The following is a 25,135-nucleotide window of genomic DNA, read 5'->3' on the forward strand; positions in this document are numbered from 1 at the left end:
GGAGCGAGGGGGCGGCATTGACCGAGCCGCACGACGACGATGTCCCGGGCGACCTCAGCCCCGCCGAGCTGGGGATGTGGCAGGCGTTCCGGATCGGCGCGACGTACGACCTGCGGGCGGGCAACGCGGTGCTGGACGATCCGTTCTCGCCGCGCACCTGGCCGCCGGAGCGCACTGTCCGGGCCCGTGTGGTCGCGCTGCTGCTGCTCGACGGGCCGCCGGCGCTGGCCGGGCGCGTCTCGGCGCTGAAGCTGCGCGGGGTGCAGATCACCGGGACGCTCGATCTGGCGGGCGGCACCGTCGCCCCGTACGTCGAGCTGGACGGCTGCCGCTTCGAGAACGAGGTGGTGCTGCCGGAGTCCCGTTTCACGACCCTGCGCATGGTCGGCTGCGCGATACCCCGTCTGGAGGCGGCCCGGCTGCACACGGAGGGCGATCTGCATCTGCCGCGCTGCCGGGTGGAGCGCGGGGTGCGGCTCACGGACGCCCAGATCGGCACCGACCTGCTGATCAACCAGATCGACGTGCGGCCGGACCGGCGCGGCCGGGCGATCGTCGCGGACGGCATGTCGGTGGCGCAGGACCTCCAGGCGGAGCTGATAGAGACGCACGGCGAGTTCAGTCTGCGCGGCGCCAAGGTCGGGGTCTCGCTGAGCCTGCGCGGCAGCCGGCTCAGGGGCGCCGAGGGCCGCCGGGCGCTCAACGCGCCGCAGCTGACCGTCGAGCGGACGCTCTACATGACGTACGCCTGGGTGAGCGACGCCACCGGCAACGCGGCGGCCACCACGCCGCCCTTCGGTCTCGCCAACGTCAACACGCCGATGCGCGGCACCCGGCTCCAGCCCTTCGAGTGCCACGGCGGGGTGCGTCTGGACGACGGCCGTTTCGGCGACGCGGTCGACTTCCACCACGCCCGGTTCATGCTGTCGGCGGCCAGCAGGGAGGAGCTGTCGCTGCGCCGGATCGTCACCCCCGAGCTGCGGTTCAACGGGGAGCGGCCGGAGGAGGGCCGGGTGGTGCTGAACGGCGCGAAGGTCGTCACGCTGATCGACCTGTCGACCAGCTGGCCGGGCCCCGGCGGGCTGGCCATGGGCGGTTTCGTGTACGAGAACCTGGTGCCGTACGGCCACTTCCCGCTCGCCCGCCGGCTGGAGTGGGTGGCGGCGGCGACCCCCGAGTTCGCCCCGGAGCCGTACGAACGCCTGGCGACGGTGCTGCGCAACAGCGGCGAGGACGCTGACGCCCGCGAGGTGCTGCTGGCCAAGCAGCGCAGGCGGCGCGAGACGCTGCCGCTGGCCGCGAAGCTGTGGGGGTACCTCCAGGACTGGACGGTGGCGTACGGCTACCGGCCGGGCCGGGCCGCCCTGTGGATGGCGGTGCTGTGGGCGGCGGGCACGCTCGCCTTCTCGCGGTGCGACCCGACGGCGATCAAGACGGACGAGCATCCGGAGTGGAGCGCCGCGCTCTACGCGCTGGATCTGCTGGTGCCGGTGATCAACCTCGGGCAGGACGGGTACTGGCGGCTGGAGGGGTGGTGGCAGTGGGCGTCGACGGCCCTCATCCTGCTGGGCTGGATCCTCGCCACGACGGTGGCGGCCGGCGCGTCACGCCTCCTCAGGCGTAGCTGATCCGGCGCTTTCTTTACGTTCTCTTGACATTCGGCGGTGCAACCATTCCGCCGCTACGAAAGCTTCACAGCAGGCCACTGGCGCGGCTCCGACCTGCGGTTTTCAATGGTCCGCACCATGTCATTGATCCGCGCCCTGATCAGCACCGCCCGCATGGTCCGGCACACTCCGCAGCTCGCCGACGGGCTGCCACCGGACCACGCGGTACTGCTCGACGCGCCGGACGAACGGCTCGGTCCGGCGCTGGTGGCCGCCGCCCTCGGGGACCACGAACCGGCCGCGGCGCTGCTGGCCGCGGGGCGGGCGGCCGCCGAGTGGGAGTACCGGGACCGCTGTGTGGGGCGGCTGGCCGCGTTCGCGCGCCACCGCGACGAATGGCTCACCCGATGGCTGGCGCGCACGCCCCGGGACCCGGACGCGCTGCTGCTCAAGGCCGAGCTGGCGGTCCGCAGGGCGTGGGAGTCGCCGGCCCGCTCTGAGCGGCTGTGCGAGGTGGGCCCGCTGATCGGCGCGGCGGCCGAGGCGGTCCCCGGTGATCCGGTGCCCTGGCGCCTGGCGCTGGACCACGCCCGGGGCACCCACGCCACGCACACCGCCTTCGAAGCGCTGTGGGAGCAGGCCGTGCGCCGCTCCCCGCACCACTACGGGTGCCATGTGGCCGCGCTCAAGTACCTGTCCGCGCAGTGGTACGGCTCGCACCGCGAGTGCTTCGACTTCGCCGAGCAGGCGGCCGAGGACGCGCTGCCCGACTCGCTGATACGGGCGCTGCCCCTGCGTGCCGCCTTCGCACGGTTGCTGGACGGCGGCACCACCTCCGTGCAGGACGACCGGATCGACGCGGCGGCGGCCCTGGCCATCGAGCTGTCCGGGCGTTTCGGACCCGGCGACCCGTGGACCGCCGAGACGCGCAACGTACTGGCGTACGTGCTGGCCGGGCGGGGCCGGTACGAGGCGGCGCTCGACCAGTTCCGGCTGATCGGCCCGTACGCGACCTCCTTCCCGTGGTCGATGGTGAGCGACGATCCGCTCGGCCGGTTCCTCGACGCGCGCGACGGCGTACGACTGGAGGTGGCGGCGGGCATCCCGCTGCGCGGACGGCCCGGACGGAGCCGGGCCGGTGGCCATTACGCTTGACCGCTGTGACCACCGCTCGCCTGCCACTCTTTCCGCTGAACGCGGTGCTGTTCCCGGGCCTCGTGCTGCCCCTGAACGTTTTCGAGGAGCGCTATCGCGCCATGATGCGCGAGTTGTTGAAGACCGATGAGTCCCAGCCCCGCCGCTTCGCCGTCGTCGCCATCCGCGACGGACGCGAGGTGGCACCGACCCTGCCCGGGCTGCCCGACCAGACCGCGCTGCCCGAGAAGGGGCCCGCCGCGGGCTTCGGGCCCGACCCGATCCAGGCGTTCCACCGGGTGGGCTGCGTCGCGGAGGCCGCCACCGTCCGGGAGCGGGCCGACGGCAGCTTCGAGGTGCTGTCGACGGGCACGAAGCGCGTGAAGCTGCTCTCGGTCGACGCGAGCGGCCCGTTCCTGACGGCGGAGCTGGAGGAGCTGGAGGAGGAACAGGGCGACGGGGCGGGGGCGCTCGCCGAAGGCGTCCTGCGCGCCTTCCGCGCCTATCAGAAGCGGCTGGCCGGCGCCCGGGAGGGCTCGCTGGCGACGGCGGCCGAGCTGCCGGACGACCCGTCGGTGGTGTCGTACCTGGTGGCCGCCGCCGCGGTCCTGGACACCCCGGCCAAGCAGCGGCTCCTGCAGGCACCGGACACGGCGACCCGGCTGCGCGAGGAGCTGCGGCTGCTGCGCTCGGAGACGGCGGTCCTGCGCCATCTGCCGTCGCTGCCGGCCGTGGAACTGACGCGGGCTCCGACGAGCCCCAACTGACGCGAGGGGACCGACGTGAGCAGGAAGCCGAAGAAGCAGGCAGCGGGCGCGACGGCGCGGGCCGGGGGCGGCGCACGGCGGGCGGGAGGCACTCCCGCGACGGTGGCGCTCACCGCGGCGGGCACGCCGTTCACCCTGCACGCCTACGACCACGACCCGGCCTCCCCCTCGTACGGCGAGGAGGCGGCCGAGGCCCTCGGGGTCTCCCCCGACCGGGTCTTCAAGACCCTGGTCGCGGAGGTGGACGGCGACCTGACGGTCGCGGTGGTCCCGGTGGCGGGCCAGCTGGACCTCAAGGCCCTGGCGACGGCGGTGGGCGGCAAGCGCGCCGCGATGGCCGATCCGGCGGCCGCCGAGCGCACCACGGGGTACGTCCGGGGCGGCATCTCGCCGCTGGGGCAGCGCAAGCGGCTGCGTACGGTCCTGGACGCGTCGGCCTCGCGGCACGCCACGATCTGCGTGTCGGCGGGGAGGCGCGGCCTGGAGGTCGAGCTGTCCCCCGCCGACCTGACGGCCCTGACGAGCGCGGTACTGGCACCGATCGGCCGCGGCTGAGGAGCCGGGGTCTTCCGTCCGGAGCAGGCCGGATCGGTGAGCGGGCCGGCCGCGGCGCCCCGGGGGGCCTGGCACCCGGACCCGGGGAGGCGACGCGGGCCCCCCGCGGGCGGGCGGCACCCGGCGGTGACGGCGGCGCGCGATCACGCCCGGCCGGCGGCCCGGGGCGGCCGGCGCCCGTCAGGGACGGGTGTCCCCGGGCGGCCGGGGAGCGTCGGGAGCCGCGCCGTCCACGGCGGGCCCGGTGTCCCCGGTGGCCGGGGGCGCGTACGGGATCAGGTCCCAGTCCGGTTCGGGATCACGCGGGCCGAAGAAGGCGGTGAGGCCCAGATGGACGATCATCGCCGCGACCGGCCAGGCCAGCAGCGCACCATAGGCGTGCAGCTCCAGCGGCGCGTCGAACGTGACGCCCTCGCCGACCGCCCGGGCGTGCGCCGCCACATCGTGGGTCGGGCCCAGCAGCGTGCCGACGCCCCAGCCGAGGGCCGACCCCAGCAGACCGCCGACGGCCAGGCCGACCACCAGGACGATGCCGCCGCGCCGGTGGAACCAGAACACCGCGGCCGCGCTCAGCGCGCCGAAGCCCAGCGCGAGCAGGGCGAACGTCGCGTCCGCACCGGCCGCGCCCTCGCCTTCGGTGTCCTTGAGGAAGACGGCCCTGCTGTCCGAGATCAGCGGGATGCGGGGCGCCAGCCACAGCCAGAGCAGACCCAGCGCGACACCCGCGAGGGACACCAGGAGCAGTACCACGGCACCCTGCCGCACCTCGGTCGCCAGGTCGGGCCCGTCGCCCTCGTCGGGGGCGGGGGCGTAGGACGAGGGCCGGCGCGCGGCGGCGCCGTCGTGCGGTGGAGGCTGGTGAGGTGGCGTCAGCGGTGCGGTCACCCTGCCATCGTGCCAGGCGGGGCCGAGGGGTGCCTCACCGGACCGCCGCCCGCCGGTACGCCCAGGTCGCGACGGCCAGGGACACCACACCGACGACGGCGCAGACGGTGAGGTCCACACCGACGGCGGCCCAGTCGGGGCGGGCGTCGAAGGTCCGGGCCAGCGCCTCCACGCCGTACGTGGACGGCAGCAGATCACGCGCCCACCCGATCGGCTCCGGCAGCCGGCCGGCCGGCAGTACGCCCAGCAGCAGAGCCGCCGACATGCCCAACTGCCCCAGCAGGGTCGCCAGTTCCTGGCGTGGCGCGAGCAGCCCGAGGGCGGCGCCGAGCCCGGCGAGGGCGGCCCCGGCGAGCGGGACGACCGCGGCCAGGATCCACAGATGGGTCAGGGGCAGCTGGAAGAGCACCGAACCGACGACGGCCGTCACGACCGTGCCCGGCACCGTGAAGGAGGCGTACGCTCCGGCCGCGCCCAGCACCACCGCCGCGGGCGGCACGGGCAGCGTGGCGTAGTGGTCGAGCCCGCCGCTGGCCCTGAGCTGTCCGAAGTACTGGGCGAGCAGGTTCAGCGCGACGAACGCGACGACCAGGACCGCCGACCCGGCGACGACGGCCCGCGCCTCGGCCCCGCCGTCCACGACCCCCCTCATCAGGACCATGATCCCGACGGACTGGAAGGTCGCCACGAAGAGCAACGGGATACGGGCGACCCTGGCCCGGGAGAGCTGGGCGCGGTAGACCGCGGCGAGCGCGGGCAGCAGCCGCGCCCGGGGCGCGAGGGGGGCGGCGCCCGGTTCCTCGTCGTGGACGGCTGTCCGGACCACACCGGACGAGAGGGCCTCCGCGGGCACGATGGTCACCTGACGCCGCTCCTGTCCATACCCATGGCACCCGGGGCGCCCGGGGCACCCATGGCACCCGTGCCGTCCCTGCCATCCGTGCTGACCCGGTCACCCATGTCGCCCCTGTCACCCGCGTTCACCCGCGCGCCGAAGCCGCTGTTCACCGCGGGGCGCCCGCCCCGTCCGGCGCCCCGCTCGCGGCGCGCTCCGCGGCCGTGGCCCCCGTCCGTGCCCGGGCGGCCGTGCGTCCTGCCCGTCCTCACGCCTTGACCAGCCCCTTCGCCTCGCCGCCGAGCGCCAGGTACACATCCTCCAGGCTCGGGGTGGCCAGGGTGAAATCGTCGAGCGCGGCGAAGGCCGCACCGCCGGTCACGGCCGCCACCGCCGCACGGGCCTCGTCCGGGGCGAGCCGGAGCACCCACCGGCGGCCGGACTCCTGCGCGGACGGGCGCAGCGCCGCGACCTCCGGCACGTCCAGCGGGGCCCGCTCGCGCCACACCAACTCCACGCGTACCTCGCCGGCGACCCGCTCCTTGAGCCCCGCCGGGGTGTCGCAGGCGATGACCCGCCCGCGCTCCAGGACGGCGACCCGGTCCAGCACCGTCTCCGCCTCGATGACGTTGTGGGTGACGAGCAGCACCGTCGTGCCGTGTTCGGCGCGCCGCCGGTCGACCGCGCCCCAGACGGCCCGCCGGGCCACGGGGTCCATGCCGGTGGTCGGCTCGTCGAGGATCAGCAGGGGCCGCTCGCCCACCAGCGTGGTGGCGAAGCACGCCAGGCGCCGCTGACCGCCGGAGAGCTTCTTCAGGGGCCGTTCGGCCAGCTCGGTCAGGCCCAGTTCGCCCAGCACCGCGTCGCGCTCGGTCCGGGCCTCCCGCGCCGTCAGCCCGCGCAGCCGCCCGGTGGTCTCCGCGGCGAGCGCGACGGTCAGTTCGTCGAGCGCCGTCGACTCCTGGCCGAGGTAGCCGATGAGCCGGGAGGCCCGGTCCGGATGGCGTACGAGATCATGGCCCAGCACCTCGACGGTGCCGGAGTCGGGCCGCATCAATCCGGTGAGCTGGCGGACCAGGGTGGACTTGCCGGCCCCGTTGGGACCGAGCAGCCCGAAGATCTCACCGCCGCGCACGTCGAGACAGACCCCGTCGGTGGCGCGCACCTCGGGCGTCGCGGGCGCTCCGCGCCTGCCGCGCGTGGCGGGGTACGTCTTGACCAGATCCCGCACCGCGCACACCGTACTCACGAGGGATGAGCCTAAAGGGTCGGGCTGCCCGGAATGCGCCCGGGGCGGCGGTCCGCGCCCCGGCGGGGTCTCCGGGCCGCGTGGCTACTCCCCCGCGGGCACGCGTTCCGCCGCCGCGCGCACATCGATCTCGCGCCAGAATCCGGCGCGGATCGCGTACCTGTCGTGCTCGTCGATCTGGTCGTCCTTGTGGGCCAGCAGCCCGAACCGTGCCGCGTACCGCAGGAGTTCACCGTCGATCCGGTGCGGGATGCGGGGGTACATGGCGGACAGCTTCTCCACGTGGCTCTGCTCCGGGAGCCGCTCCATCCAGCGCCGCGCGAAGACCTGCCCCACCTCGAAGGGGTCGCCGCCGACCGTCGTGATGTCCTCCTCCCGGTCGGCCCAGCGCTGCTCGGCGCTGGTCAGCTGGGCGAGGGTGGGCAGCGAGGCGGTCTCGGGCGGTTCGCCGACCTGGCTGCCGGGACGTTCGACCCAGCCCCGGTCGGACGACCAGCGCAGGGTCGCGTTGGCCGGGTGCGGGGTGGCCTGCGGGCCGGGGCCGCGCAACCCGGCCAGGTCCTTGGGGGTGGGGACGCCCTTGGCTCCGCCGACGGGGGCCGGGTCCTCGGAGCCGGCCTCGTCGGCGGTGGCCGAGCCGTTGCGGACGACACCGACGCCGGCGGCCGTGTCGGCGGCGCGCTCGGCGGAGGCGGCGAGCGCCGACTCGGGGAGCGGGGCGGAGAGGATCGCGGCGATCTCCGGGCGCGGGGCGGGCGCCGGGGCGCAGATGCCGGTGAGCTCCTTGGCCCGGACGGCCCTGGTGATCCATTCGCGGTCCAGTACCCGGCGCTCGTCGGCCTCGGCGACCAGGTCCTCGGACTGGTTGTAGTCGCCGTCGGCGGCCTGGACGGCCCAGAGGTGGACGGCGACGCCGTGCTCCTTGGCGGACATCAGGCCGGGCAGCAGGTCGCCGTCGCCGGTGACCAGGACGACGTCCGAACACGCGCGGTTCCTGGCCAGCTCCGTGAGCTCGGCGTGCATCGCGGCGTCCACACCCTTCTGCGCCCAGCGTCCGTCACTGCGGGTCAGGGCACCGAGCCGGACGGTCACACGGGGCATGACACGCAGCCGGCGGTGTTCGGGCTGGGGGACGCGGTCGGGGGCGCCGTCGAACCAGTAGATCCGCAGCAGCGGCTGCTGGGTGTCGGCCTCGGCCCGTTCGCGCAGGCCGTGGATGAGGGCGGTGTGGTCGACGGTGATCCGGGAGCGGGCAGGCTCCCCGGCGAGAAGACTCGCGGCGGCGCCCAGCAGATAGCCGGCGTCCACGAGAACGACGCAGCGGTCCACGTGTTCCACCCTCTTTCGGGAACCTCGGGATCGGAAGTTGCTTCGGGTTTGCTTCGAGTCTGCCCGACTGCCGGGGGGTTAACGGCCGGAACTGGATCATCGGCGTGGCGGATCGGCGCGACACCCCAGGAAAGCCCCGGTTACGGACGGCAATGATCCAAAATGCGCGGCCTTTTCCTCTATGTGAGTCTGATCGCGGCCCTGTCCCCTACACCCCCACAGGAGGCACCCCATGGCCAAGAACAAGAACCGAGAACGCAGCCAGCCGAAGCAGTCCCCCGCCGAGCGCGGCCGGCAGCAGGCCCAGAAGTCCTCGATGGAGGCACAGGCCGAGCAGCGAATGTCGCAGGTGACGCCGTCCGACATCGCCCACAAGGGACGGCAGAAGCGCTTCGGTCACAACTGACCTCCGCAGGTACCGGAAGGGGCGCACCCGCGACGACGGGTGCGCCCCTTCCGCGTGCGCGGGACGGCCCGGCGCACGGGGAGCACGGGCGGTGCGCGGCGGGCACGGTGCGCGCGGGGGGTGCCGCGCTGCGCCGGGTGTGCCGCGGTACGCGGCCGTCGCGGGGCACGAAGCGGTACGCCGCCGTCACGGAGCGGGGCGGGGCGTCACCGCCCGAAGGCGTCGGCCGCCGGTTCGCCCCGTCTCCTGGGACCGGCCCCGTACCCCCGGCGGCCGGCCGCCGGGGCGGGCGCTGTGCGGGCCGGGCGACCGGCCGGGGCGGCGGCCCGCCCGGCCGGACCCGGGGGCTGCGGCCCGGTGTCCCGGCCCCGGGCGAGCGCGCCGGGGCGGCGGCCGGGGGCCGGCGGGGCGGGCTCAGCCCGCCAGGCAGGACGGCCCGAGGAGCACCTTCAGGTCGCCGAAGAGCGCCGGGTCCGGCTGGACGCGGTGGCGGTCGAGGCGGAGCACCGTCGTCTTGCGGGGGCCCTGGAGCTTGATCCGCACCTCGGTGTTGCCCCGGTGGTGGGTGAGGATCTCGCCGAGGCGGCTGACCATCGGCGGGGTCACCTTGACCGTCGGGATGGTCACGACGACCGGCGCGTTGGTCCCGGCCGACGACAGGTCGGGGACCATCAGCTCCATGGCGACCAGCCGGGGCACGTCCTCGCGCTTGTCGAGACGGCCCTTGACGAAGACGACCGTGTCCTCGACGAGCTGGGTGGACACCAGCTGGTAGGTCGCCGGGAAGAACATGCACTCGATCGAGCCGGCCAGGTCCTCGACGGTCGCGATGGCCCAGGCGTTGCCCTGCTTGGTCATCTTGCGCTGGAGCCCGGAGATGATGCCGCCGATGGTGACGACCGCGCCGTCGGCGTGCTCACCACCGGTGAGCTGCGAGATCGCCGCGTCGGTCTTGTCCGAGAGCACATGCTCGATGCCGAAGAGCGGGTGGTCGGAGACGTAGAGCCCGAGCATCTCGCGCTCCTGCGCCAGGAGGTAGGACTTCTCCCACTCGACATCGGAGAACTCGACGTCCAGACCGAAGCCCGGCTCGTCGGAGGCCTCGTCGCCCATCCCGCCGAAGAGGTCGAACTGTCCCTCGGCCTCCTTGCGCTTGACCGCCACCACGTTGTCGATCATCGGCTCGTGGTGGGCCACCAGGCCCTTGCGGGTGTGGCCCATCTCGTCGAACGCGCCGGCCTTGATCAGCGACTCGATGGTGCGCTTGTTGCAGACGACCGCCTCGACCTTGTCGAGGAAGTCGGGGAAGGAGCTGTACTTCCCCTTCGCCTTGCGGCTCTTGATGATCGACTCGACGACGTTCTGGCCGACGTTGCGCACGGCGGTCAGGCCGAAGAGGATCACGTCGTCGCCCTGGGCGGCGAAGTTCGCCTGGGACTCGTTGACGTTCGGCGGCAGCACCTTGATGCCCATGCGCCGGCACTCGTTCAGATAGACGGCGGACTTGTCCTTGTCGTCCTTGACCGAGGTCAGCAGGCCGGCCATGTACTCGGCGGGGTGGTTGGCCTTGAGATAGGCCGTCCAGTAGGAGACGAGTCCGTACGCCGCGGAGTGGGCCTTGTTGAACGCGTAGCCGGCGAAGGGGACCAGCACGTCCCACAGCGCCTGGATGGCCTGGTCGCTGTAGCCCTTGTCCCGGGCGCCCTTCTGGAAGAGGACGAAGTTCTTCGCCAGCTCGTCGGGCTTCTTCTTGCCCATCACGCGGCGGAGGATGTCGGCCTCGCCGAGCGAGTACCCGGCGATGATCTGGGCGGCCTTCTGCACCTGCTCCTGGTAGACGATCAGGCCGTAGGTGACGTCCAGGACCTCACGGAGCGGCTCTTCGAGCTCCGGGTGGATGGGCGTGATCTCCTGCTGCTTGTTCTTGCGCAGCGCGTAGTTCGTGTGGGAGTTCATGCCCATCGGGCCCGGCCGGTACAGGGCGGACACGGCGGAGATGTCTTCGAAGTTGTCGGGCTTCATCAGACGCAGCAGCGAACGCATGGGGCCGCCGTCGAACTGGAAGACGCCGAGGGTGTCACCGCGCTGGAGCAGTTCGAAGGTCGCCGGATCGTCCAGCGGCAGCGCCAGCAGGTCGATGTCGATGCCCTTGTTGGACTTCACCATCTTGACGGCGTCGTCCATGATCGTCAGGTTGCGCAGGCCGAGGAAGTCCATCTTCAGCAGGCCGAGCGACTCGCACTGGGGGTAGTCCCACTGCGTGATGGTGACGTTGTCGGTGTGGCGCACCCAGATCGGGGCGTGGTCGACGATCGGCTCGCTGGACATGATCACGCCGGCGGCGTGCACGCCCATCTGCCGGACCAGGCCCTCGACGCCTCGCGCGGTGTCGATGACCTTCTTGACGTCCGGCTCGTTCTCGTACATCGCCCGGATCTCGCCGGCCTCGCTGTAGCGGGGGTGCGAGGGGTCGGTGATGCCGTTGAGGTCGATGCCCTTGCCGAGGACATCGGCGGGCATGGCCTTGGTGAGCCGGTCGCCCATGGCGTACGGGTAGCCGAGCACCCGGGCCGAGTCCTTGATGGCGTTCTTCGCCTTGATCTTGCCGTACGTGCCGATCATGGCGACCTTGTCGGCGCCGTACTTCTCGGTCACGTATCTGATCACCTCGACGCGCCTGCGCTCGTCGAAGTCGATGTCGACATCGGGCATGGAGACGCGCTCGGGGTTGAGGAAGCGCTCGAAGATCAGGCCGTGCGGGATGGGGTCGAGGTCGGTGATGCCCATGGCGTACGCGACGATCGAGCCGGCCGCGGAGCCTCGGCCCGGGCCGACCGCGATGCCCTGCTTCTTGGCCCACATGATGAAGTCGGCGACGACGAGGAAGTACCCCGGGAACCCCATCTGGATGATGACGTCCATCTCGTACTCGGCCTGCTTCTGGCGGTCCTCGGGGACGCCGCCGGGGAAGCGGCGCTCCATGCCCCGGCGGACCTCCTCCTGGAACCAGGTGACCTCGGTGTAGCCGTCCGGGATGTCGAACTTCGGCATGAGGTTCTTGGCCTCGAACATGCCGGCGGTGTCGATCTGCTCCGCGACCAGCAGGGTGTTGGCGCAGCCCTCCTGCCAGGCGTCCGAGGAGTCGATGGCGTACATCTCGTCGGTGGACTTGAGGTAGTAGCCGGTGCCGTCGAAGCGGAAGCGGTCCGGGTCGGAGAGGTTCTTGCCGGTCTGGATGCACAGCAGCGCGTCATGGGCGGTGGCCTCGTGCGCGTAGGTGTAGTGCGAGTCGTTGGTGACCAGCGGCGGGATGCCGAGCTTCTTGCCGATCTCCAGGAGGCCGTCACGGACCCGGCGCTCGATCTCGATGCCGTGGTCCATCAGCTCCAGGAAGTACCGGTCCTTGCCGAAGATGTCCTGGTACTCGGAGGCGGACTTCAGGGCCTCGTCGAACTGGCCGAGGCGCAGCCGGGTCTGGAGCTCGCCCGAGGGACAGCCGGTGGAGGCGATCAGGCCCTCGGACCACTGGGAGATGGTCTCCTTGTCCATCCGGGGCCACTTCTGGAGCCATCCCTCGGCGTACGCGTCGGAGGAGAGCCGGAAGAGGTTGTGCAGCCCCGTCGCGTTCGCCGCCCAGATCGTCTTGTGGGTGTAACCGCCGGAACCGGAGACGTCGTCGCGCTTCTGGTGCGGCTGGCCCCACTGGATCTTGCGCTTGTTACGGCGGGACTCGGGGGCGACATACGCCTCGATGCCGATGATCGGCGTCACACCCGCCTTCTTCGCGGAGTGGAAGAAGTCGTAGGCGCCGTGCAGGTTGCCGTGGTCGGACATGGCGATATGCGTCATGCCCATCTCGTTGCAGGCCTCGAACATGTCCTTGAGCCGCGCGGCACCGTCCAGCAGGGAGTACTGGGTGTGCACGTGAAGGTGCGTGAACGGCGGCTTGGACACGGCTGCGGCCTCCGGCGGTCGGGAGAGGGGGACAGCCTGGAAGTCTACGTCTCCGCGCCGACACCCGACGGGCACTGGCGGGTACGGTCGTCCGTTGAAGGGGCGGGACACCTGTCCCTTTTGTCATGCACGCACTCCCGCGGGCAGTCGTGCGCGCCCGTGCGCGCCGCCCCGCGGATCCCGCACCAGGAGGCACCCCGCGATGTCGGTCCCGCAGCCCACCGCGCAGGAGCGCGGTGAGCAGATACTCGCCGTCTTCGGCACCGCCTTCGGCGAGCTCCTGGCCGCCGATCCGGCCGCCTTCCGGGTGAAGTTCCGGAAAATGGCCGGCTCCGCCTTCGCCTTCTACCGGGGGACGGCCTGCCTGTTCTACGCCGACCTGGACGGGGAGCAGCGAGGCGGCCCCTACCTGGACGAGCGGACCGGCCGGGTGTGGATCCACGGTGATCTGCACGCCGAGAACTTCGGCACCTACATGGACGCCAACGGCCGGCTGGTGTTCAACGTCAACGACTTCGACGAGGCGTACGTCGGCCCCTTCACCTGGGACCTGAAGCGGCTCTCCGCCTCCCTGGCGCTGATCGGCTACACCAAGGCGCTCAGCGACGAGCAGATCACCGAGCTCGTACGGATCTACGCCGCCGCCTACCGGGAGCGGATCCACGCCCTGGCGACCGGCGCCAAGAGCAGCGAGGCGGCGGAGCTGCACCCCTTCACGCTGGACACGGCCGAGGGGCCGCTCCTCGACGCGCTGCGCGACGCCCGCGCGCTGACCCGGTTCGGCCTGCTGGACTCGATGACCGAGATCCGGGACTTCGAGCGCCGGTTCGCGGGCGGCGGCGGCTCCATCGAGCTGGACGCCGCCACCCGGTACAAGGTCCTGGCGGCGTTCGACGGGTACCTGGAGACGCTGCCGGAGTCCAGCCTGGCCCGGCCCGACTCGTACCGTGTGAAGGACGTGGTGGGGCGGCGCGGCATCGGCATCGGGTCGGCCGGGCTGCCCTCGTACAACATCCTTCTGGAGGGCAACAGCGACGCCCTGGAGAACGATGTCGTGATCTACATGAAGCAGGCCCAGACCCCGGCCGTCTCCCGCCACGTCACGGACGCCGCCGTGCGCGACTACTTCCGGCACGAGGGGCACCGCACGGTCATCTCGCAGCGCGCGCTCCAGGCGCACGCCGACCCGTGGCTGGGCTGGACCGAGATCGAGGAGGAGGGGCGCCGGACCGGGCAGCTGGTGGCGGAGATCTCGCCGTACGCCGTCGACCTGGACTGGTCGGACATCGACGACGTGGAGGAGATCGCGGCCACCGTCGCGGACCTGGGCCGGGCGACGGCCACCATGCACGCGGCGGCGGACGACGAGAGCGGGCACTCACTGGTGCCGTTCTCCACCGAGCGTGCCATCGACGCGGCGATCGCGGCGGACGAGGAGGGCTTCGCGGAGCTCCTCGTGGACTTCGCCCACAGCTACGGCGCACGGGCCAGGGCGGACCACCAGATCTTCGTCGACCTGTTCCGCAACGGCCTGATCCCGGGGCTGTAGCGGGCTTCTTTAAGGACGGCTTACCGGCGGGCGTGGCACACTCTGCGGCGATGGACGACATATCCGGAACCCGGTTCAGGGGGGTGCGGGCAGCGGTCTTCACGGCTCTCGTCGTGACGCTGTCCGTCGCCTCCCATGTGCTGCTGTCCGGGGTCCCGCTGCCCCTGCTGACCGTCGGCGGGGTCGCGGCCGGGGTCTTCGCCGTGGCGTACGCCCTGGCAGGCCGGGAGCGGGGCTTCTGGCACATCGCCGGCCTGCTCGTCCCGCTGGAGCTGGCCGCCGACACCGTCTTCACGACCGGACAGCACGTCTGCTACGGACCGGCCGGGGGGCCCATAGCGGGCTCCCTGCGGGCGGTCGGCGTCGACGTGCTGTGCGGCGGGGGCGTGGGCGCCCCGCTGCCGGGGGTGGCCGTCCCCGCGGCCCAGGACGGCGGCGCGGCCGCCCTGCTGCGCTCCCCCGACCCGGCGCTGCCCCTGTTGCTCCTCGCCGCCCATGTGACGGTCGGGCTGGTCGCGGCGGCCTGGCTGCGGCGGGGGGAGAGCGCGCTGGCCGCCCTGGCCCGCGCGGTGGGCGCCCTCGCCTTCCGGCCGCTGCTGATCGCGGTCGCCGCGGTGGGCGCCGCGCGTCCCGCCGCGCCGCAGCGGACCCGGCCCCTGAGCCGGCCGCGGCCGTCCCGCAGCCGCCTCCTCGTGCACTCCGTCGGACGGCGCGGACCGCCCTGCCCGGGCCTCGTCGCCTGAGCAGAGCAGTCCCCCACATCCCGACACGGAGAACACGATCATGAGTGCACGCAACAGCCAGGCCAACAAGGCGGCGGCCCGCGAGCGGCTGCGCGAGGAGCGCGAGCGCCAGGCCAAGAAGGACAAGGTCCGCCGGCAGGTCACCGTCGGTGTCTCGGCCGTCGCCGTGCTGGCACTGGCCGGCGGCATCGCCTACGGCGTGAAGCAGCTCAACAAGCCCTCCCACTGGGAGGCGATGAGCGAGCAGAAGAGCGTCACGGCGCCGAAGAACACCTCGGGCGAGAACGGCACCACCGTGGTCGTCGGCAAGCCGACGGCGAAGAAGACGCTGGAGGTCTACGAGGACTCCCGCTGCCCGATCTGCGCGACCTTCGAGCAGCAGGTGGGCGAGACGGTCGACAAGGACGTCGAAGCCGGGAAGTACAAGATCCAGTACGTCGGCGCGACCTTCATCGACAACTCCGACCAGGGCGAGGGGTCGAAGAACGCCCTCTCCGCGCTCGGTGCCGCGCTCGATGTGGGCCCCGAGGCGTTCCTGGACTACAAGGCCGCGCTGTACTCGGCGAAGTTCCATCCGCAGGAGTCGCAGGACAAGTTCGCCAAGGACTCCTACCTGCTGGAGATCGCGGACACCGTACCCGCGCTGAAGGCGAACGCCGCGTTCAGGAAGAACGTGGAGGACGGCACCTTCGACGCGTGGGCGATGAAGATGTCCGCGGCGTTCCAGAAGAGCGGTGTCACCGGCACGCCGACGCTGAAGATGGACGGCAAGAACGTCACCGTCGAGGGCGGCAAGAACGCGCCCATGACGGCGGCCGAGTTCACCGCCGCGGTCGACAAGGCGCTCAAGGGGTAAGCGGAGCACGGCTTTCGGCCAACGGGCGGGCGAACACTTCGGTATTCGCCCGCCCGTTCGGCTTACCGATCAGTAATCTGATCGGCCGTGACCAGTCGATACCTCACCACTCCCAGCCGCCGCACGGTCGTCAAGGCCGCCGCCGCCACCGCCGTCGCCGCCCCCGTCCTGGCCTCCTTCCCGGCCGCCGCCGCGGACACCCGGGCCCCCGTCTTCCTCCACGGCGTCGCCTCGGGCGATCCGCTTCCGGACGGCGTCCTGCTGTGGACGCGCGTCACCCCCTCCCCCGACGCGCTCCCCGGCTCGGGCCAGGGCCCGGACACCGAGGTGGGATGGGAGGTGGCGGAGGACAGATCCTTCGCCACCGTCGTCGCACGGGGCACGGTCACCGCGACGGCCGCCTCGGACCACACGGTCAAGGTCGACGTCAGGGGCCTGCGTCCGGCCACCGACCACTGGTTCCGCTTCACCGCCGGCACCGTCCCCTCCCCCGTCGGCCGCACGCGTACCGCCCCGGCCGCGGACGCCTCCACCCCGGGGATCCGGTTCGGCGTGGTCTCCTGCGCCAACTGGGAGTCGGGCCACTTCTCCGCGTACCGGCATCTGGCCGCGCGGGCGGACCTGGACGCGGTGCTCCACCTCGGGGACTACCTCTACGAGTACGCCACCGGCGCCTACCCGGCGCCGCGGTACGGCGTGCGGCAGCACGAACCGAAGCACGAGATCGTCTCGCTCGCGGACTACCGCGTCCGGCACGCCACCTACAAGACGGACCCCGACCTCCAGGCGCTGCACGCCGCCCACCCCGTGGTCGCCATCTGGGACGACCACGAGTTCGCCAACGACGCCTGGACGGGCGGCGCGGAGAACCACACCGCGGGCGCCGAGGGCGAGTGGGCGGCACGGGTGGCCGCCGCGAAGCGGGCGTACTTCGAGTGGATGCCCGTACGCACCTCGGCCGAGGGCACCGTCTACCGCCGGCTGCGCTTCGGCAGGCTCGCCGATCTGCACCTGCTCGACCTGCGGTCCTTCCGCTCGCAGCAGGCCTCGGTGGGCAGCGGCTCGGTCGACGACCCGGACCGCACCCTCACCGGCCGCGCCCAGCTGGACTGGCTGAAGGCGGGGCTGGCCTCCTCCGACGCCACCTGGAAGCTGGTCGGCACCTCCGTGATGATCTCGCCCGTCGCCTTCGGTTCGCTGCCGGCCCATCTGCTCGCTCCGGTCGCCGAGTTGCTCGGGCTCCCCGAAGGCGGTCTCGCCATCAACGTGGACCAGTGGGACGGGTACACGGACGACCGCAAGGAGCTGCTCGCCCATCTGACCGACCGGAACATAGGCAACACGGTCTTCCTCACCGGCGACATCCACATGGCATGGGCCAACGACGTGCCGGTGAAGGCCGCGACCTACCCCGTCTCGCGCTCCGCGGCGACGGAGTTCGTGGTGACGTCCGTGTCCTCGGACAACCTGGACGACATACTCCACGTCGCTCCCGGCACGGTCTCGCTGGTGGCCGCCGCGGCCATCAAGGGCGCCAACCGGCACGTGAAGTGGCTCGACATGGACAGCCACGGCTACGGCGTCCTCGACGTGACGGCCGAGCGCTCCCAGATGGACTACTACACGCTGTCCGACAAGGCGAAGCCGGACGCCTCCTCGGCGTGGGCGCGTTCGTACCGGACGCTGAGCGGAACGCAGCGGGTCGAGCGGGTGGACGCACCGGTCCGCTGAGAGGCCGAGAAGGGCGGTTTCCGGCCGTTTCGCCTCGTGCCGTCACGGAGCGGGCGGCCGCCCCGGGCGGCGGTGTCCCGGCCCCGGCCGGCCGCGCGGCCGGCCGGCGGGACGGGCCGCCGCCCGTCTCCCCGCCCACCACCGGCCTTCCTGCCGGAGCGCGCTACAGACTGTCCAGGAAGGCGAGCGAGACGGCCCAGGTCCGCTCGGCCGCGTCCTCGTCGTAGTCCGGCAGGTCCGGGTCCGTGTACAGGTGCCCGGCGCCCGGATAACGGTAGATCTCGGTGTCCGCACCCGCCCGGCCCATCTGCAGGTACCAGGAGTTCAGCCAGTCGTGCGACTCGAACGGGTCGGGGTCGGCGACGTGCAGCTGCACGGGAAGCTCGTCCACCGAGGCGTTCTCCGCGATGTCCGACGTGCCGTGCAGCAGCAGGAGCCCGCGCGCCCTGGCGTCACCGAGCGCCAGGGTCTGCGCGATCGACGCGCCCAGCGAGAACCCGGCGTAGACCTGCCCCTGCTCGGAGTACGGCGCGGCGGCCAGGATCGCCCGCTTGAGCAGTTCCTCCTTGCCGATCCGGTCCTTCAGCGCCATGCCCTCCTCGACGGTCCCGGCGGTTTGGCCGTCGTAGAGGTCGGGCACGTGCACGTGGTGCCCGGCGGCGCGCAGCCGGTCGGCTGCGGCGTGCACGGCCGGGCGCAGCCCGTGGACCGAGTGGAAAAGCATGATGTTCATTCGGCCATCCTGCCAGCTAGTGCCGGAGTACTGGATTCATGGAGAACGCCCTGCGCCCGTTGACCGTCGTCGGTGGCTCGGTCGTGCTCACGCTCGCCGTCGGCTACCTCGTCGACCTGCTGCTGCGTCGGGCCGACGCCAGGCACCACGAGACCCCGCTGTGGGGCCTGCTGCGGCGCTGCCGACTGCCACTCCAGGTCGTGCTGCTCACCGCTCTCCTGCGCGGCTCGTACCGGCAGACCCAGTGGGCGGTCATCGAGGAGCATGAGACAGGCATCGGCCAGGGGCTGTCCCTGGTGCTGATCGGGGCCAGCGCGTGGCTGGTGGTACGGATCGCGGCGGCGATAGTCGAGTCGTCCTACGCCCGCTACGCCTCCTTGACCCGCGACGCGGCCCGGGTACGCCGGGTACGCACCCAGGTCACCCTGATCATGCGGATCGTCACGGCGGTGGTCGCCGTGGTGGCGGCCGCGGCGATGCTGCTGACCTTCCCGGACTTCCGGGCCATCGGCACCTCGATGCTGGCCTCCGCGGGCATCATCGGCATCGTCGCCGGTGTGGCCGCGCAGTCCACTCTGGGCAATCTCTTCGCCGGCTTCCAGATCGCCTTCGGCGACATGGTGCGGATCGGCGACACCGTCGTGGTGGACGGCGAGTGGGGCGTGGTGGAGGAGGTCACGCTGACCTTCCTCGCCGTACGGACCTGGGACGAGCGCCGCATCACGATGCCCGTCTCGTACTTCACCAGCAAGCCGTTCGAGAACTGGTCGCGCGGCGGCGCCCAGATGACCGGCACCGTCTTCTTCCACCTGGACCACTCGGCTCCGGTGAGCCTGATGCGCGAGAAGCTGCGGGCCGTCCTGGCCGACTGCGCCGCCTGGGACGGCCGGGACTGGTCGCTGGCCGTGACCGACACCACACCCAGCACCATCCAGGTGCGGGCGGTCGTCACGGCGAAGGACGCGGACGACATATGGACCGTGCGATGCGTCGTACGGGAGCAGATGATCGCCTGGCTGTGCGAGAAGCATCCGTACGCCCTGCCGCGGATCGCCACGGCGCCGGCCACCCTCCCGCCGGACGGCCAGTGGCCGGAGCGGGGCAAGGCGGACGGCCGGGCCCCGAGGGCGGCCGAGGTCCACAGCAACAACGCGGACGAGTACCCCTTGCAGGACGGGACGCCGGACGAGGCCCGGGACGGCACACGGGGCGGTGCGGGCCACGGCACCGCGCGGAACAACGGGGACGGCTCGCGCAACGGCGTGAGCGACGGCACACGGAAGAGCGCGCGGGACGGCCGGGTCGCCGTCCGCCCTCCCCGGGACGGCTCCCCTCGCACGGGCCGCGGCTGACCGGGAGCGGGACTGACCGGGGACGGGGCTGACCTGGAGCGGGGCTGACCTGGAGCGGGGCTCGGGGCTCCTCGGGCGGGGGTTCCCCGGCCCGAGGAGCCCCGGTCACTTCAGGCTGCGGACGTCCAGCTGCCGCAGGACCCGGTCCACGACCTCCGGGTCGGCGCCGTGCTCGCTGCGCGCCGAGAGGACCTCGTGCCGGGCGGCCGACATCATCTCGCGGTGGATGCGCTGCATCGCCCTGAACCGCTCCGCCCGCTGCGCGGACGCCGACCGCCGCTCCTCGTCCACCAGGTCGGGGCTGATCCTGGCGCCGACGTCGAAGGCGATGCGCTGCAGCCGCTCCTGGAGGTCCTCGGGCAGCTCCTCGACCTCCTCGATCTCCTTCAGGCGCCGTTTGGCGGCCTTGGCGGCCCGGACGGCGAGGCCGCGCTCCAGCTCCCTCTCGGCGTCCGTGTCCGCCCGCACCCCCAGCTTGCGCACCAGCCACGGCAGGGTGAGCCCCTGGAAGACGAGAGTGGCCATGATGACGCAGAAGGCGATGAAGACGATCTCGTCACGGGCGGGGAAGGGCGTCCCGTCGTCGGTGCGCAGCGGAATGGCGAGAGCCAGCGCGACCGACGCCACGCCCCGCATCCCGGCCCACCACATGACGACGGTCTCCCGCCAGCTCATGGGGATCTCCTCGTCGACGTCCCGCCGGGTGTGCAGGCGCTTGGCCAGCCAGGTGGCGGGCAGCAGCCACAGCAGGCGCACGCCGATCACACAGGCGACGATCGCGGCGCCCCAGCCGAGCATCCGCAGCTCGCGGCCGTCGGCCGTCCCGAAGACGTTGTGCAGTTCGAGACCGATGAGGCCGAAGGCGATCCCCGTGACGAGCGTGTCGATGATCTCCCAGAAGGTCCGCCCGGCCAGCCGGCCCATCACATCGTCCGCGTCCACGGCGTGCTCGGCCAGGTAGAGAGCCGTGACGAGGACCGCGAGCACGCCGGAGCCGTGCAGTTCCTCGGCGAGGACGTAGCTCACGAAGGGCACCAACAGCGTGAGGCCGGTCTGCAGGGTGGCCTCGCCGAGCAGGGCCATGAGCTTGTTGGTCAGCCAGCCGAGCGCGAACCCGACCCCGATGGCCACCACCGCGGAGAGGACCAGTTCGCCGGCGGCGCCGGGCCAGGAGAACGTCCCGCCGACCGCCGCGCCGATCGCCACGTGGTAGAGCACGATCGCGGTGACGTCGTTGAACAGACCCTCGCCCTCCAGGATGGAGACGAGCCGACGAGGCAGCCCCAGCGATCCCGCGACGGCGGTCGCCGCCACCGGGTCGGGGGGCGCGACGAGCGCGCCGAGCGCGACCGCCGCGGCGATCGGCAGCCCGGGCACGACGGCGCTCGCGACCGCCGCGACGGCGGCGGTCGTCACGAAGACCAGGGCCACGGCGAGCAGGAAGATCGGCCGCCGGTTGGCCGCGAACTGCCGCCAGGAGGTGCGCTGGACCGCCGCGTACAACAGCGGCGGCAGCACCAGCGGCAGGATGTAGTCCGGCGGGACCTCGATGTTGGGCACGAAGGGCAGCAGCGCCAGCACGATCCCGGCGAGTGTCATCAGGACCGGGGCCGGCAGCCCCAGCCGCTCCCCGAGCGGCACCGTCACCACCGCCCCGAGCAACAGCACGAGCAGCAGAGCCAACTGGTCCACGGTGCGTCCTCCGGCCCTTCTCGACGTCGCCGATCAGCGCCTCAACCCTGCCACGGGTCCACCGGTAACCTGTGCAGCGCCCTGGTCAGAGCACCCGTCGCATCGCGAGGTGCGGGATGCCCGCGTCCTCGAACTCCGAGCCGTACGCCCGGTATCCGAGCCGCTCGTAGAAGCCGAGCGCCTGCGTCTGGGCGTGCAGGTCGACCGCGGTCAGCCCGCGCTCGCGGGCGGCGTCCTCAAGGGCCCGCACCAGCGCCACGCCGACTCCCAGGCCCCGCGCCTCCTTGGAGACCGCCAGCCGGCCGAGCGAGCCCACCGACACGTCGCCGCCGGTCTTCCCGGCCGCGTCGGCGCCGTACAGCAGCCGCCCGGTGCCGAGGGCGGCCCCGTCGTCGCCGCGGACCGCCAGGACGTGCACGGCGGTCGCGTCGTACGCGTCGTACTCGATCTCCTCCGGTACGCCCTGCTCCCCTACGAAGACCTCGTGGCGGACCGCGAAGCCCGCCTGCCGGTCCGCCTCGGTACGGGCCTCGCGGACGACGAAGACGGTCATGCGCTCTCCGCGGCGATCTTGTCGAGGGCGGTGCGGAGGTCGTCCGGGTAGGTCGACTCGAACTGGACCCACCGGCCGTCGGAGGGGTGCTCGAACCCGAGCCGCACGGCGTGCAGCCACTGCCGGGTGAGGCCGAGCCGCTTGGCCATCGTGGGGTCGGCGCCGTAGGTCAGGTCACCGACGCACGGGTGCCGGTGGGCGGACATGTGCACCCGGATCTGGTGGGTGCGGCCCGTCTCCAGCTTGATGTCCAGCAGCGAGGCGGCCCGGTACGCCTCGATGAGGTCGTAGTGCGTGACCGACGCCTTGCCGTCGGCGGTCACGGCCCACTTGTAGTCGTGGTTCGGGTGGCGGCCGATCGGCGCGTCGATGGTCCCGCTCATCGGGTCCGGGTGGCCCTGCACCAGCGCGTGGTAGCGCTTGTCCACGACCCGGTCCCGGAACTGCGCCTTCAGCAGCGTGTAGGCCCGCTCCGACTTCGCGACGACCATGAGGCCGGAGGTGCCGACGTCCAGCCGGTGCACGATGCCCTGCCGCTCGGCCGCGCCGGACGTCGAGATCCGGTAGCCGGCCGCCGCCAGCCCGCCGATCACGGTCGTCCCGGTCCAGCCGGGGCTCGGGTGCGCGGCGACGCCCACCGGCTTCATGATCACGACGATGTCGTCGTCGTCGTGCACGATCTCCATGCCCTCGACCGGCTCGGCCACGATCTGCACGGGCGCGGGCGCCCCGGGCATCTCGACCTCCAGCCAGGCACCACCGGAGACCCGTTCGGACTTGCCGACGACGGAACCGTCGACCTGCACCTTCCCGGCGGCGGCCAGCTCAGCCGCCTTCGTACGGGAAAACCCGAACATACGGGCGATGGCGGCGTCGACGCGCTCGCCTTCCAGGCCATCGGGAACGGGCAGGGTGCGGATCTCGGGAACTGTGCTCACCCGTCGAGTATGCCTTGTCAGTCCTTGTGGACCGTCCCGTCGGGGTCCAGCCCCCGGAAGGACAGGATCACGATCAGGAAGCCACCGCACACGATCGCGGAGTCGGCGAGGTTGAAGACCGCGAAGTTGGCGGGGGCGATGAAGTCGACCACGGCGCCCCGGAAGATCCCCGGCGAACGGAAGATCCGGTCCGTCAGGTTGCCGAGGGCGCCGCCGAGCAGCAGCCCGAGCGCGATCGCCCAGGGCAGGCTGTACAGCTTGCGCGCGAGCCTCGCGATCACCACGATCACCGCCGCCGCGATGCAGGTGAAGATCACGGTGAAGGCCTCGCCGATGCCGAAGGCGGCGCCGGGGTTCCGTACCGCCCGGAACTTCAGCAGGTCACCGATGATCTGGACCGGCTCGTGGTGCTCCAGCTTGGCCACCACGAGCATCTTGGTGCCGAGGTCCAGCAGATAGGCGACCAGCGCCACCGCGAAGAGCACCGCGATCCGGCGCCTGCCCCTGGGCTGGCCGGCAGGGACCGCGGCCTCCTCGGCCCCTGCTGGATCCGGCGTACCGATGATGCGCTCCGCCTCTGCCACGTGAGTCCCTCAACCTAGGTGCCTGACTGAGCACGAGGGTACGGCACACACGTACGGAGTCAGCCTCGGCGTTCCTGCTTCTGTTTGTCCTCCACACACAGGGTGGCCCGGGGGAACGCCTGCATCCGCGCCTTGCCGATCGGCTTGCCGCAGACCTCGCACAGGCCGTACGTGCCCGTGTCGAGCCGCTGGAGCGCGTGCTCGGTCTGTTCCAGGGTCGCGCGGGCGTTGGCGGCCAGTGCCATCTCGTGCTCCCGCGTGATGTTCTTGGTGCCGGTGTCCGCCTCGTCGTGCCCGGCGCCGTCACCGGAGTCGCGCATGAGTCCGGAGAGCGCCTCCTCCGAGGCGGTGATCTCCGCCTGGAGCCGGAGCACCTCGCCCTCCAGCCCGGAGCGGGCCTCCGCGACCTCTTCCGGGGTCCAGGGGTCCTCTCCCGGCCGTACGGCGAGTTCCTCCGGTGCCGCCTCGGCGACACCGCGGGCCGGGGGCACCGCCGAGCCTGCCGACGCGCCCTGCGCGCCCGCCGCCGTGCTCGCGTCCGCGGTCTTCTTCGCTGCCACCGTCCTGGCTCCTGTCTGCTCCGCGGCCGTGGCCGCCCCCTTGGCCGCGGGTGCGGCCTCCTGCGCGGCCGGACCGGCCGCGGACTTCCTCGCTGCCGCCCCGGTGGCCGTGCTCACCGCGGCCGCCGACGCCTCCGTGGCCGCCGCCCTCCCGCCGGAGGGCTTCCCGGCGTGCGCCTCGGAGGCCCGGACCCCGGCGGACTCCGTTCTCCCAGCCGTCTTCCCCGCGGATTCCACCGCGGACGCCTGCTCGGCGGGCTCCCCGGCCGCGTTCCCGGGAGGGGCGGCGCCGCTCTTCCCGGCCGGCACCTTCCCGGTGCCGGCCTTCTCGGTACCGGCCTTCTCGGTACTCGCCTTCTTTGTGCCGGCCTTCTCGGTACTCGCCTTCTTTGTGCTTGCCTTCTTGGTGCCGGTCTTCTTCTCCGGGGCCTTCCCGCCGGGCGCTTCACCGGCGGCATTCTTCGCGGTCGCCTTCTTCGCCGAGGCCCTCTTCGTGGCGACCCCGTGGCTCACCTCGGCGGCCGGCGGGGCCCCGGACGCCTTCCCGGCGGGCGGCTTCCCCGCCGCGGTCCTCTTCGCCGCGGTCCTCTTCGCCGCGGTCCTGTCGGCGGTCGCGCTCCCCGCCGCCGCGGCGGGTGCCTTCGGGGTCCCGCTCGCGGGGCCTCCCGCGGGCCCGGGCGCCGCGGTCGCCGCCGCGGCGGTCTCGGCCCGCTTCGCGGCCCGGGAGGCGCGCTTCACCACCGCGGCGTCCCCGCGCGCGTCCGTGCTCTTCTCCCCGGCCGTCGCCTTCGCCGCCGTGTCCGTGGCGGCGGGTCGGTCGGACGCCGTCTTCCGTACGGCGGTCTTCTTCGCCACCATCCCGCGGCCCCTTCACATATTGTGATCTTGCTCGCGAATCGTGCTGGGACGATAAATCGACTCCAGCCCCGCGGCAACGGGCCACGCCGCCGGTGCCGCCCGCCCCGCACCCGCGAGGTGCGGACCTGCATCGGTTGTGCCCAGCTCCCCGCCCTGTAATCCGCCGTGCGAGGGGCCCGGAGGCCGTCGGCCCGCATATGCCCATTCGGGTCACGTACGGGGCCTTGTACCGCCCGCCGGAAATCCGGTCGGCCGCTTCCCCCGG

At 72.5% G+C, this 25,135-nt stretch carries 22 protein-coding genes; 11 read left to right on the forward strand and 11 right to left on the reverse strand.

Annotated features, from left to right (window positions below; translation table 11 throughout):
• Positions 1-17: 17 nt before the first annotated feature.
• From PUR26_RS21720 to ybaK, 4 genes are all read left to right on the forward strand, one after another.
• Positions 18-1,628, forward strand: a complete 1,611-nt coding sequence (locus tag PUR26_RS21720) for an oxidoreductase (protein WP_329874107.1) — start codon at positions 18-20, stop codon at positions 1,626-1,628.
• 105 nt (positions 1,629-1,733) lie between these two features.
• Complete coding sequence (locus PUR26_RS21725) at positions 1,734-2,762, forward strand: hypothetical protein (protein ID WP_329874108.1); 1,029 nt, start codon at positions 1,734-1,736, stop codon at positions 2,760-2,762.
• A 5-nt stretch (positions 2,763-2,767) separates the two neighbouring features.
• Positions 2,768-3,508 carry an LON peptidase substrate-binding domain-containing protein gene (locus PUR26_RS21730; RefSeq protein WP_329874109.1) on the forward strand — a complete coding sequence of 247 codons (741 nt, stop codon included), beginning with the start codon at positions 2,768-2,770 and terminating at the stop codon, positions 3,506-3,508.
• 15 nt (positions 3,509-3,523) lie between these two features.
• Positions 3,524-4,063 carry a Cys-tRNA(Pro) deacylase gene (gene ybaK / locus PUR26_RS21735; RefSeq protein WP_443077131.1) on the forward strand — a complete coding sequence of 180 codons (540 nt, stop codon included), beginning with the start codon at positions 3,524-3,526 and terminating at the stop codon, positions 4,061-4,063.
• 180 nt (positions 4,064-4,243) lie between these two features.
• Here the strand turns inward: ybaK and PUR26_RS21740 are convergent, their stop codons facing one another.
• The 4 genes from PUR26_RS21740 to PUR26_RS21755 form a co-directional block, all read right to left on the reverse strand.
• A complete protein-coding gene (locus PUR26_RS21740; protein WP_329874110.1) occupies positions 4,244-4,948 on the reverse strand; it encodes a DUF2567 domain-containing protein in 705 nt (234 codons plus the stop codon).
• A gap of 34 nt (positions 4,949-4,982) precedes the next feature.
• A complete protein-coding gene (locus PUR26_RS21745; RefSeq protein ID WP_329874111.1) occupies positions 4,983-5,810 on the reverse strand; it encodes an ABC transporter permease in 828 nt (275 codons plus the stop codon).
• A 241-nt stretch (positions 5,811-6,051) separates the two neighbouring features.
• Positions 6,052-7,023, reverse strand: a complete 972-nt coding sequence (locus PUR26_RS21750; RefSeq protein WP_329874298.1) for an ABC transporter ATP-binding protein — start codon at positions 7,021-7,023, stop codon at positions 6,052-6,054.
• 93 nt (positions 7,024-7,116) lie between these two features.
• Positions 7,117-8,370: an NYN domain-containing protein gene (locus PUR26_RS21755; protein WP_329874112.1), complete on the reverse strand. Its 1,254-nt coding sequence runs from the start codon at positions 8,368-8,370 to the stop codon at positions 7,117-7,119.
• Between the two features lie 223 nt (positions 8,371-8,593).
• Here PUR26_RS21755 and PUR26_RS21760 point away from each other — a divergent pair, with 223 nt between their 5' ends.
• Positions 8,594-8,767 (forward strand): hypothetical protein, encoded by a 174-nt coding sequence (locus PUR26_RS21760; RefSeq protein ID WP_329874113.1) that lies wholly within the window; start codon positions 8,594-8,596, stop codon positions 8,765-8,767.
• Between the two features lie 414 nt (positions 8,768-9,181).
• Here the strand turns inward: PUR26_RS21760 and dnaE are convergent, their stop codons facing one another.
• Positions 9,182-12,721 carry a DNA polymerase III subunit alpha gene (gene dnaE / locus PUR26_RS21765; protein ID WP_329874114.1) on the reverse strand — a complete coding sequence of 1,180 codons (3,540 nt, stop codon included), beginning with the start codon at positions 12,719-12,721 and terminating at the stop codon, positions 9,182-9,184.
• 202 nt (positions 12,722-12,923) lie between these two features.
• Here dnaE and PUR26_RS21770 point away from each other — a divergent pair, with 202 nt between their 5' ends.
• The 4 genes from PUR26_RS21770 to PUR26_RS21785 all read left to right on the forward strand — a co-directional run bounded on the left by PUR26_RS21770 (position 12,924) and on the right by PUR26_RS21785 (position 17,600).
• A complete protein-coding gene (locus PUR26_RS21770; RefSeq protein WP_329874115.1) occupies positions 12,924-14,270 on the forward strand; it encodes a DUF2252 domain-containing protein in 1,347 nt (448 codons plus the stop codon).
• 50 nt (positions 14,271-14,320) lie between these two features.
• Positions 14,321-15,013 carry a hypothetical protein gene (locus tag PUR26_RS21775; RefSeq protein WP_329874116.1) on the forward strand — a complete coding sequence of 231 codons (693 nt, stop codon included), beginning with the start codon at positions 14,321-14,323 and terminating at the stop codon, positions 15,011-15,013.
• Positions 15,014-15,053: 40 nt separating this feature from the next.
• Positions 15,054-15,869 (forward strand): DsbA family protein, encoded by an 816-nt coding sequence (locus PUR26_RS21780; RefSeq protein WP_329874117.1) that lies wholly within the window; start codon positions 15,054-15,056, stop codon positions 15,867-15,869.
• A gap of 87 nt (positions 15,870-15,956) precedes the next feature.
• Entirely contained in the window at positions 15,957-17,600 is a 1,644-nt protein-coding gene (locus tag PUR26_RS21785) for an alkaline phosphatase D family protein (RefSeq protein ID WP_329874118.1), read from the forward strand.
• 163 nt (positions 17,601-17,763) lie between these two features.
• On the opposite strand, the gene PUR26_RS21790 is transcribed toward PUR26_RS21785, so the two are convergent.
• Positions 17,764-18,333 carry a dienelactone hydrolase family protein gene (locus PUR26_RS21790; protein ID WP_329874119.1) on the reverse strand — a complete coding sequence of 190 codons (570 nt, stop codon included), beginning with the start codon at positions 18,331-18,333 and terminating at the stop codon, positions 17,764-17,766.
• Positions 18,334-18,371: 38 nt separating this feature from the next.
• On the opposite strand from PUR26_RS21790, the gene PUR26_RS21795 reads away from it, so the two are divergent.
• Positions 18,372-19,685 carry a mechanosensitive ion channel family protein gene (locus PUR26_RS21795; RefSeq protein WP_329874120.1) on the forward strand — a complete coding sequence of 438 codons (1,314 nt, stop codon included), beginning with the start codon at positions 18,372-18,374 and terminating at the stop codon, positions 19,683-19,685.
• A gap of 105 nt (positions 19,686-19,790) precedes the next feature.
• Here PUR26_RS21795 and PUR26_RS21800 read toward each other — a convergent pair whose 3' ends face one another.
• From PUR26_RS21800 to PUR26_RS21820, 5 genes are all read right to left on the reverse strand, one after another.
• Positions 19,791-21,377, reverse strand: a complete 1,587-nt coding sequence (locus PUR26_RS21800) for a Na+/H+ antiporter (protein ID WP_329874121.1) — start codon at positions 21,375-21,377, stop codon at positions 19,791-19,793.
• An 85-nt stretch (positions 21,378-21,462) separates the two neighbouring features.
• Positions 21,463-21,930: a GNAT family N-acetyltransferase gene (locus PUR26_RS21805; RefSeq protein ID WP_329874122.1), complete on the reverse strand. Its 468-nt coding sequence runs from the start codon at positions 21,928-21,930 to the stop codon at positions 21,463-21,465.
• Positions 21,927-22,868: an RluA family pseudouridine synthase gene (locus PUR26_RS21810; RefSeq protein ID WP_329874123.1), complete on the reverse strand. Its 942-nt coding sequence runs from the start codon at positions 22,866-22,868 to the stop codon at positions 21,927-21,929. Before PUR26_RS21810 ends, PUR26_RS21805 begins: the two co-directional genes overlap by 4 nt.
• Positions 22,869-22,885: 17 nt before the next feature.
• Positions 22,886-23,452, reverse strand: a complete 567-nt coding sequence (gene lspA / locus PUR26_RS21815; protein WP_329874124.1) for a signal peptidase II — start codon at positions 23,450-23,452, stop codon at positions 22,886-22,888.
• A gap of 59 nt (positions 23,453-23,511) precedes the next feature.
• Positions 23,512-24,012 carry a TraR/DksA family transcriptional regulator gene (locus tag PUR26_RS21820; RefSeq protein ID WP_329874125.1) on the reverse strand — a complete coding sequence of 167 codons (501 nt, stop codon included), beginning with the start codon at positions 24,010-24,012 and terminating at the stop codon, positions 23,512-23,514.
• A gap of 28 nt (positions 24,013-24,040) precedes the next feature.
• Here PUR26_RS21820 and PUR26_RS21825 point away from each other — a divergent pair, with 28 nt between their 5' ends.
• A complete protein-coding gene (locus PUR26_RS21825) occupies positions 24,041-24,895 on the forward strand; it encodes a hypothetical protein (RefSeq protein ID WP_329874126.1) in 855 nt (284 codons plus the stop codon).
• The last annotated feature ends 240 nt before the right edge of the window (positions 24,896-25,135 follow it).

The sequence above is a fragment of the Streptomyces sp. SP18CS02 genome (assembly GCF_036322365.1).
In the GTDB taxonomy this organism is placed as follows: Bacteria; Actinomycetota; Actinomycetes; order Streptomycetales; family Streptomycetaceae; genus Streptomyces.

What these genes read in the sequence shown, in the direction of transcription:
- PUR26_RS21725 (WP_329874108.1), top strand. Translation starts at nt 1,734, where the DNA reads ATGGTCCGCACCATGTCATTGATCCGCGCCCTGATCAGCACCGCCCGC.
- PUR26_RS21760 (WP_329874113.1), top strand. Translation starts at nt 8,594, where the DNA reads ATGGCCAAGAACAAGAACCGAGAACGCAGCCAGCCGAAGCAGTCCCCC.
- PUR26_RS21770 (WP_329874115.1), top strand. Translation starts at nt 12,924, where the DNA reads ATGTCGGTCCCGCAGCCCACCGCGCAGGAGCGCGGTGAGCAGATACTC.
- PUR26_RS21775 (WP_329874116.1), top strand. Translation starts at nt 14,321, where the DNA reads ATGGACGACATATCCGGAACCCGGTTCAGGGGGGTGCGGGCAGCGGTC.
- PUR26_RS21780 (WP_329874117.1), top strand. Translation starts at nt 15,054, where the DNA reads ATGAGTGCACGCAACAGCCAGGCCAACAAGGCGGCGGCCCGCGAGCGG.
- PUR26_RS21790 (WP_329874119.1), bottom strand. Translation starts at nt 18,333, where the DNA reads ATGAACATCATGCTTTTCCACTCGGTCCACGGGCTGCGCCCGGCCGTG.
- PUR26_RS21795 (WP_329874120.1), top strand. Translation starts at nt 18,372, where the DNA reads ATGGAGAACGCCCTGCGCCCGTTGACCGTCGTCGGTGGCTCGGTCGTG.
- PUR26_RS21805 (WP_329874122.1), bottom strand. Translation starts at nt 21,930, where the DNA reads ATGACCGTCTTCGTCGTCCGCGAGGCCCGTACCGAGGCGGACCGGCAG.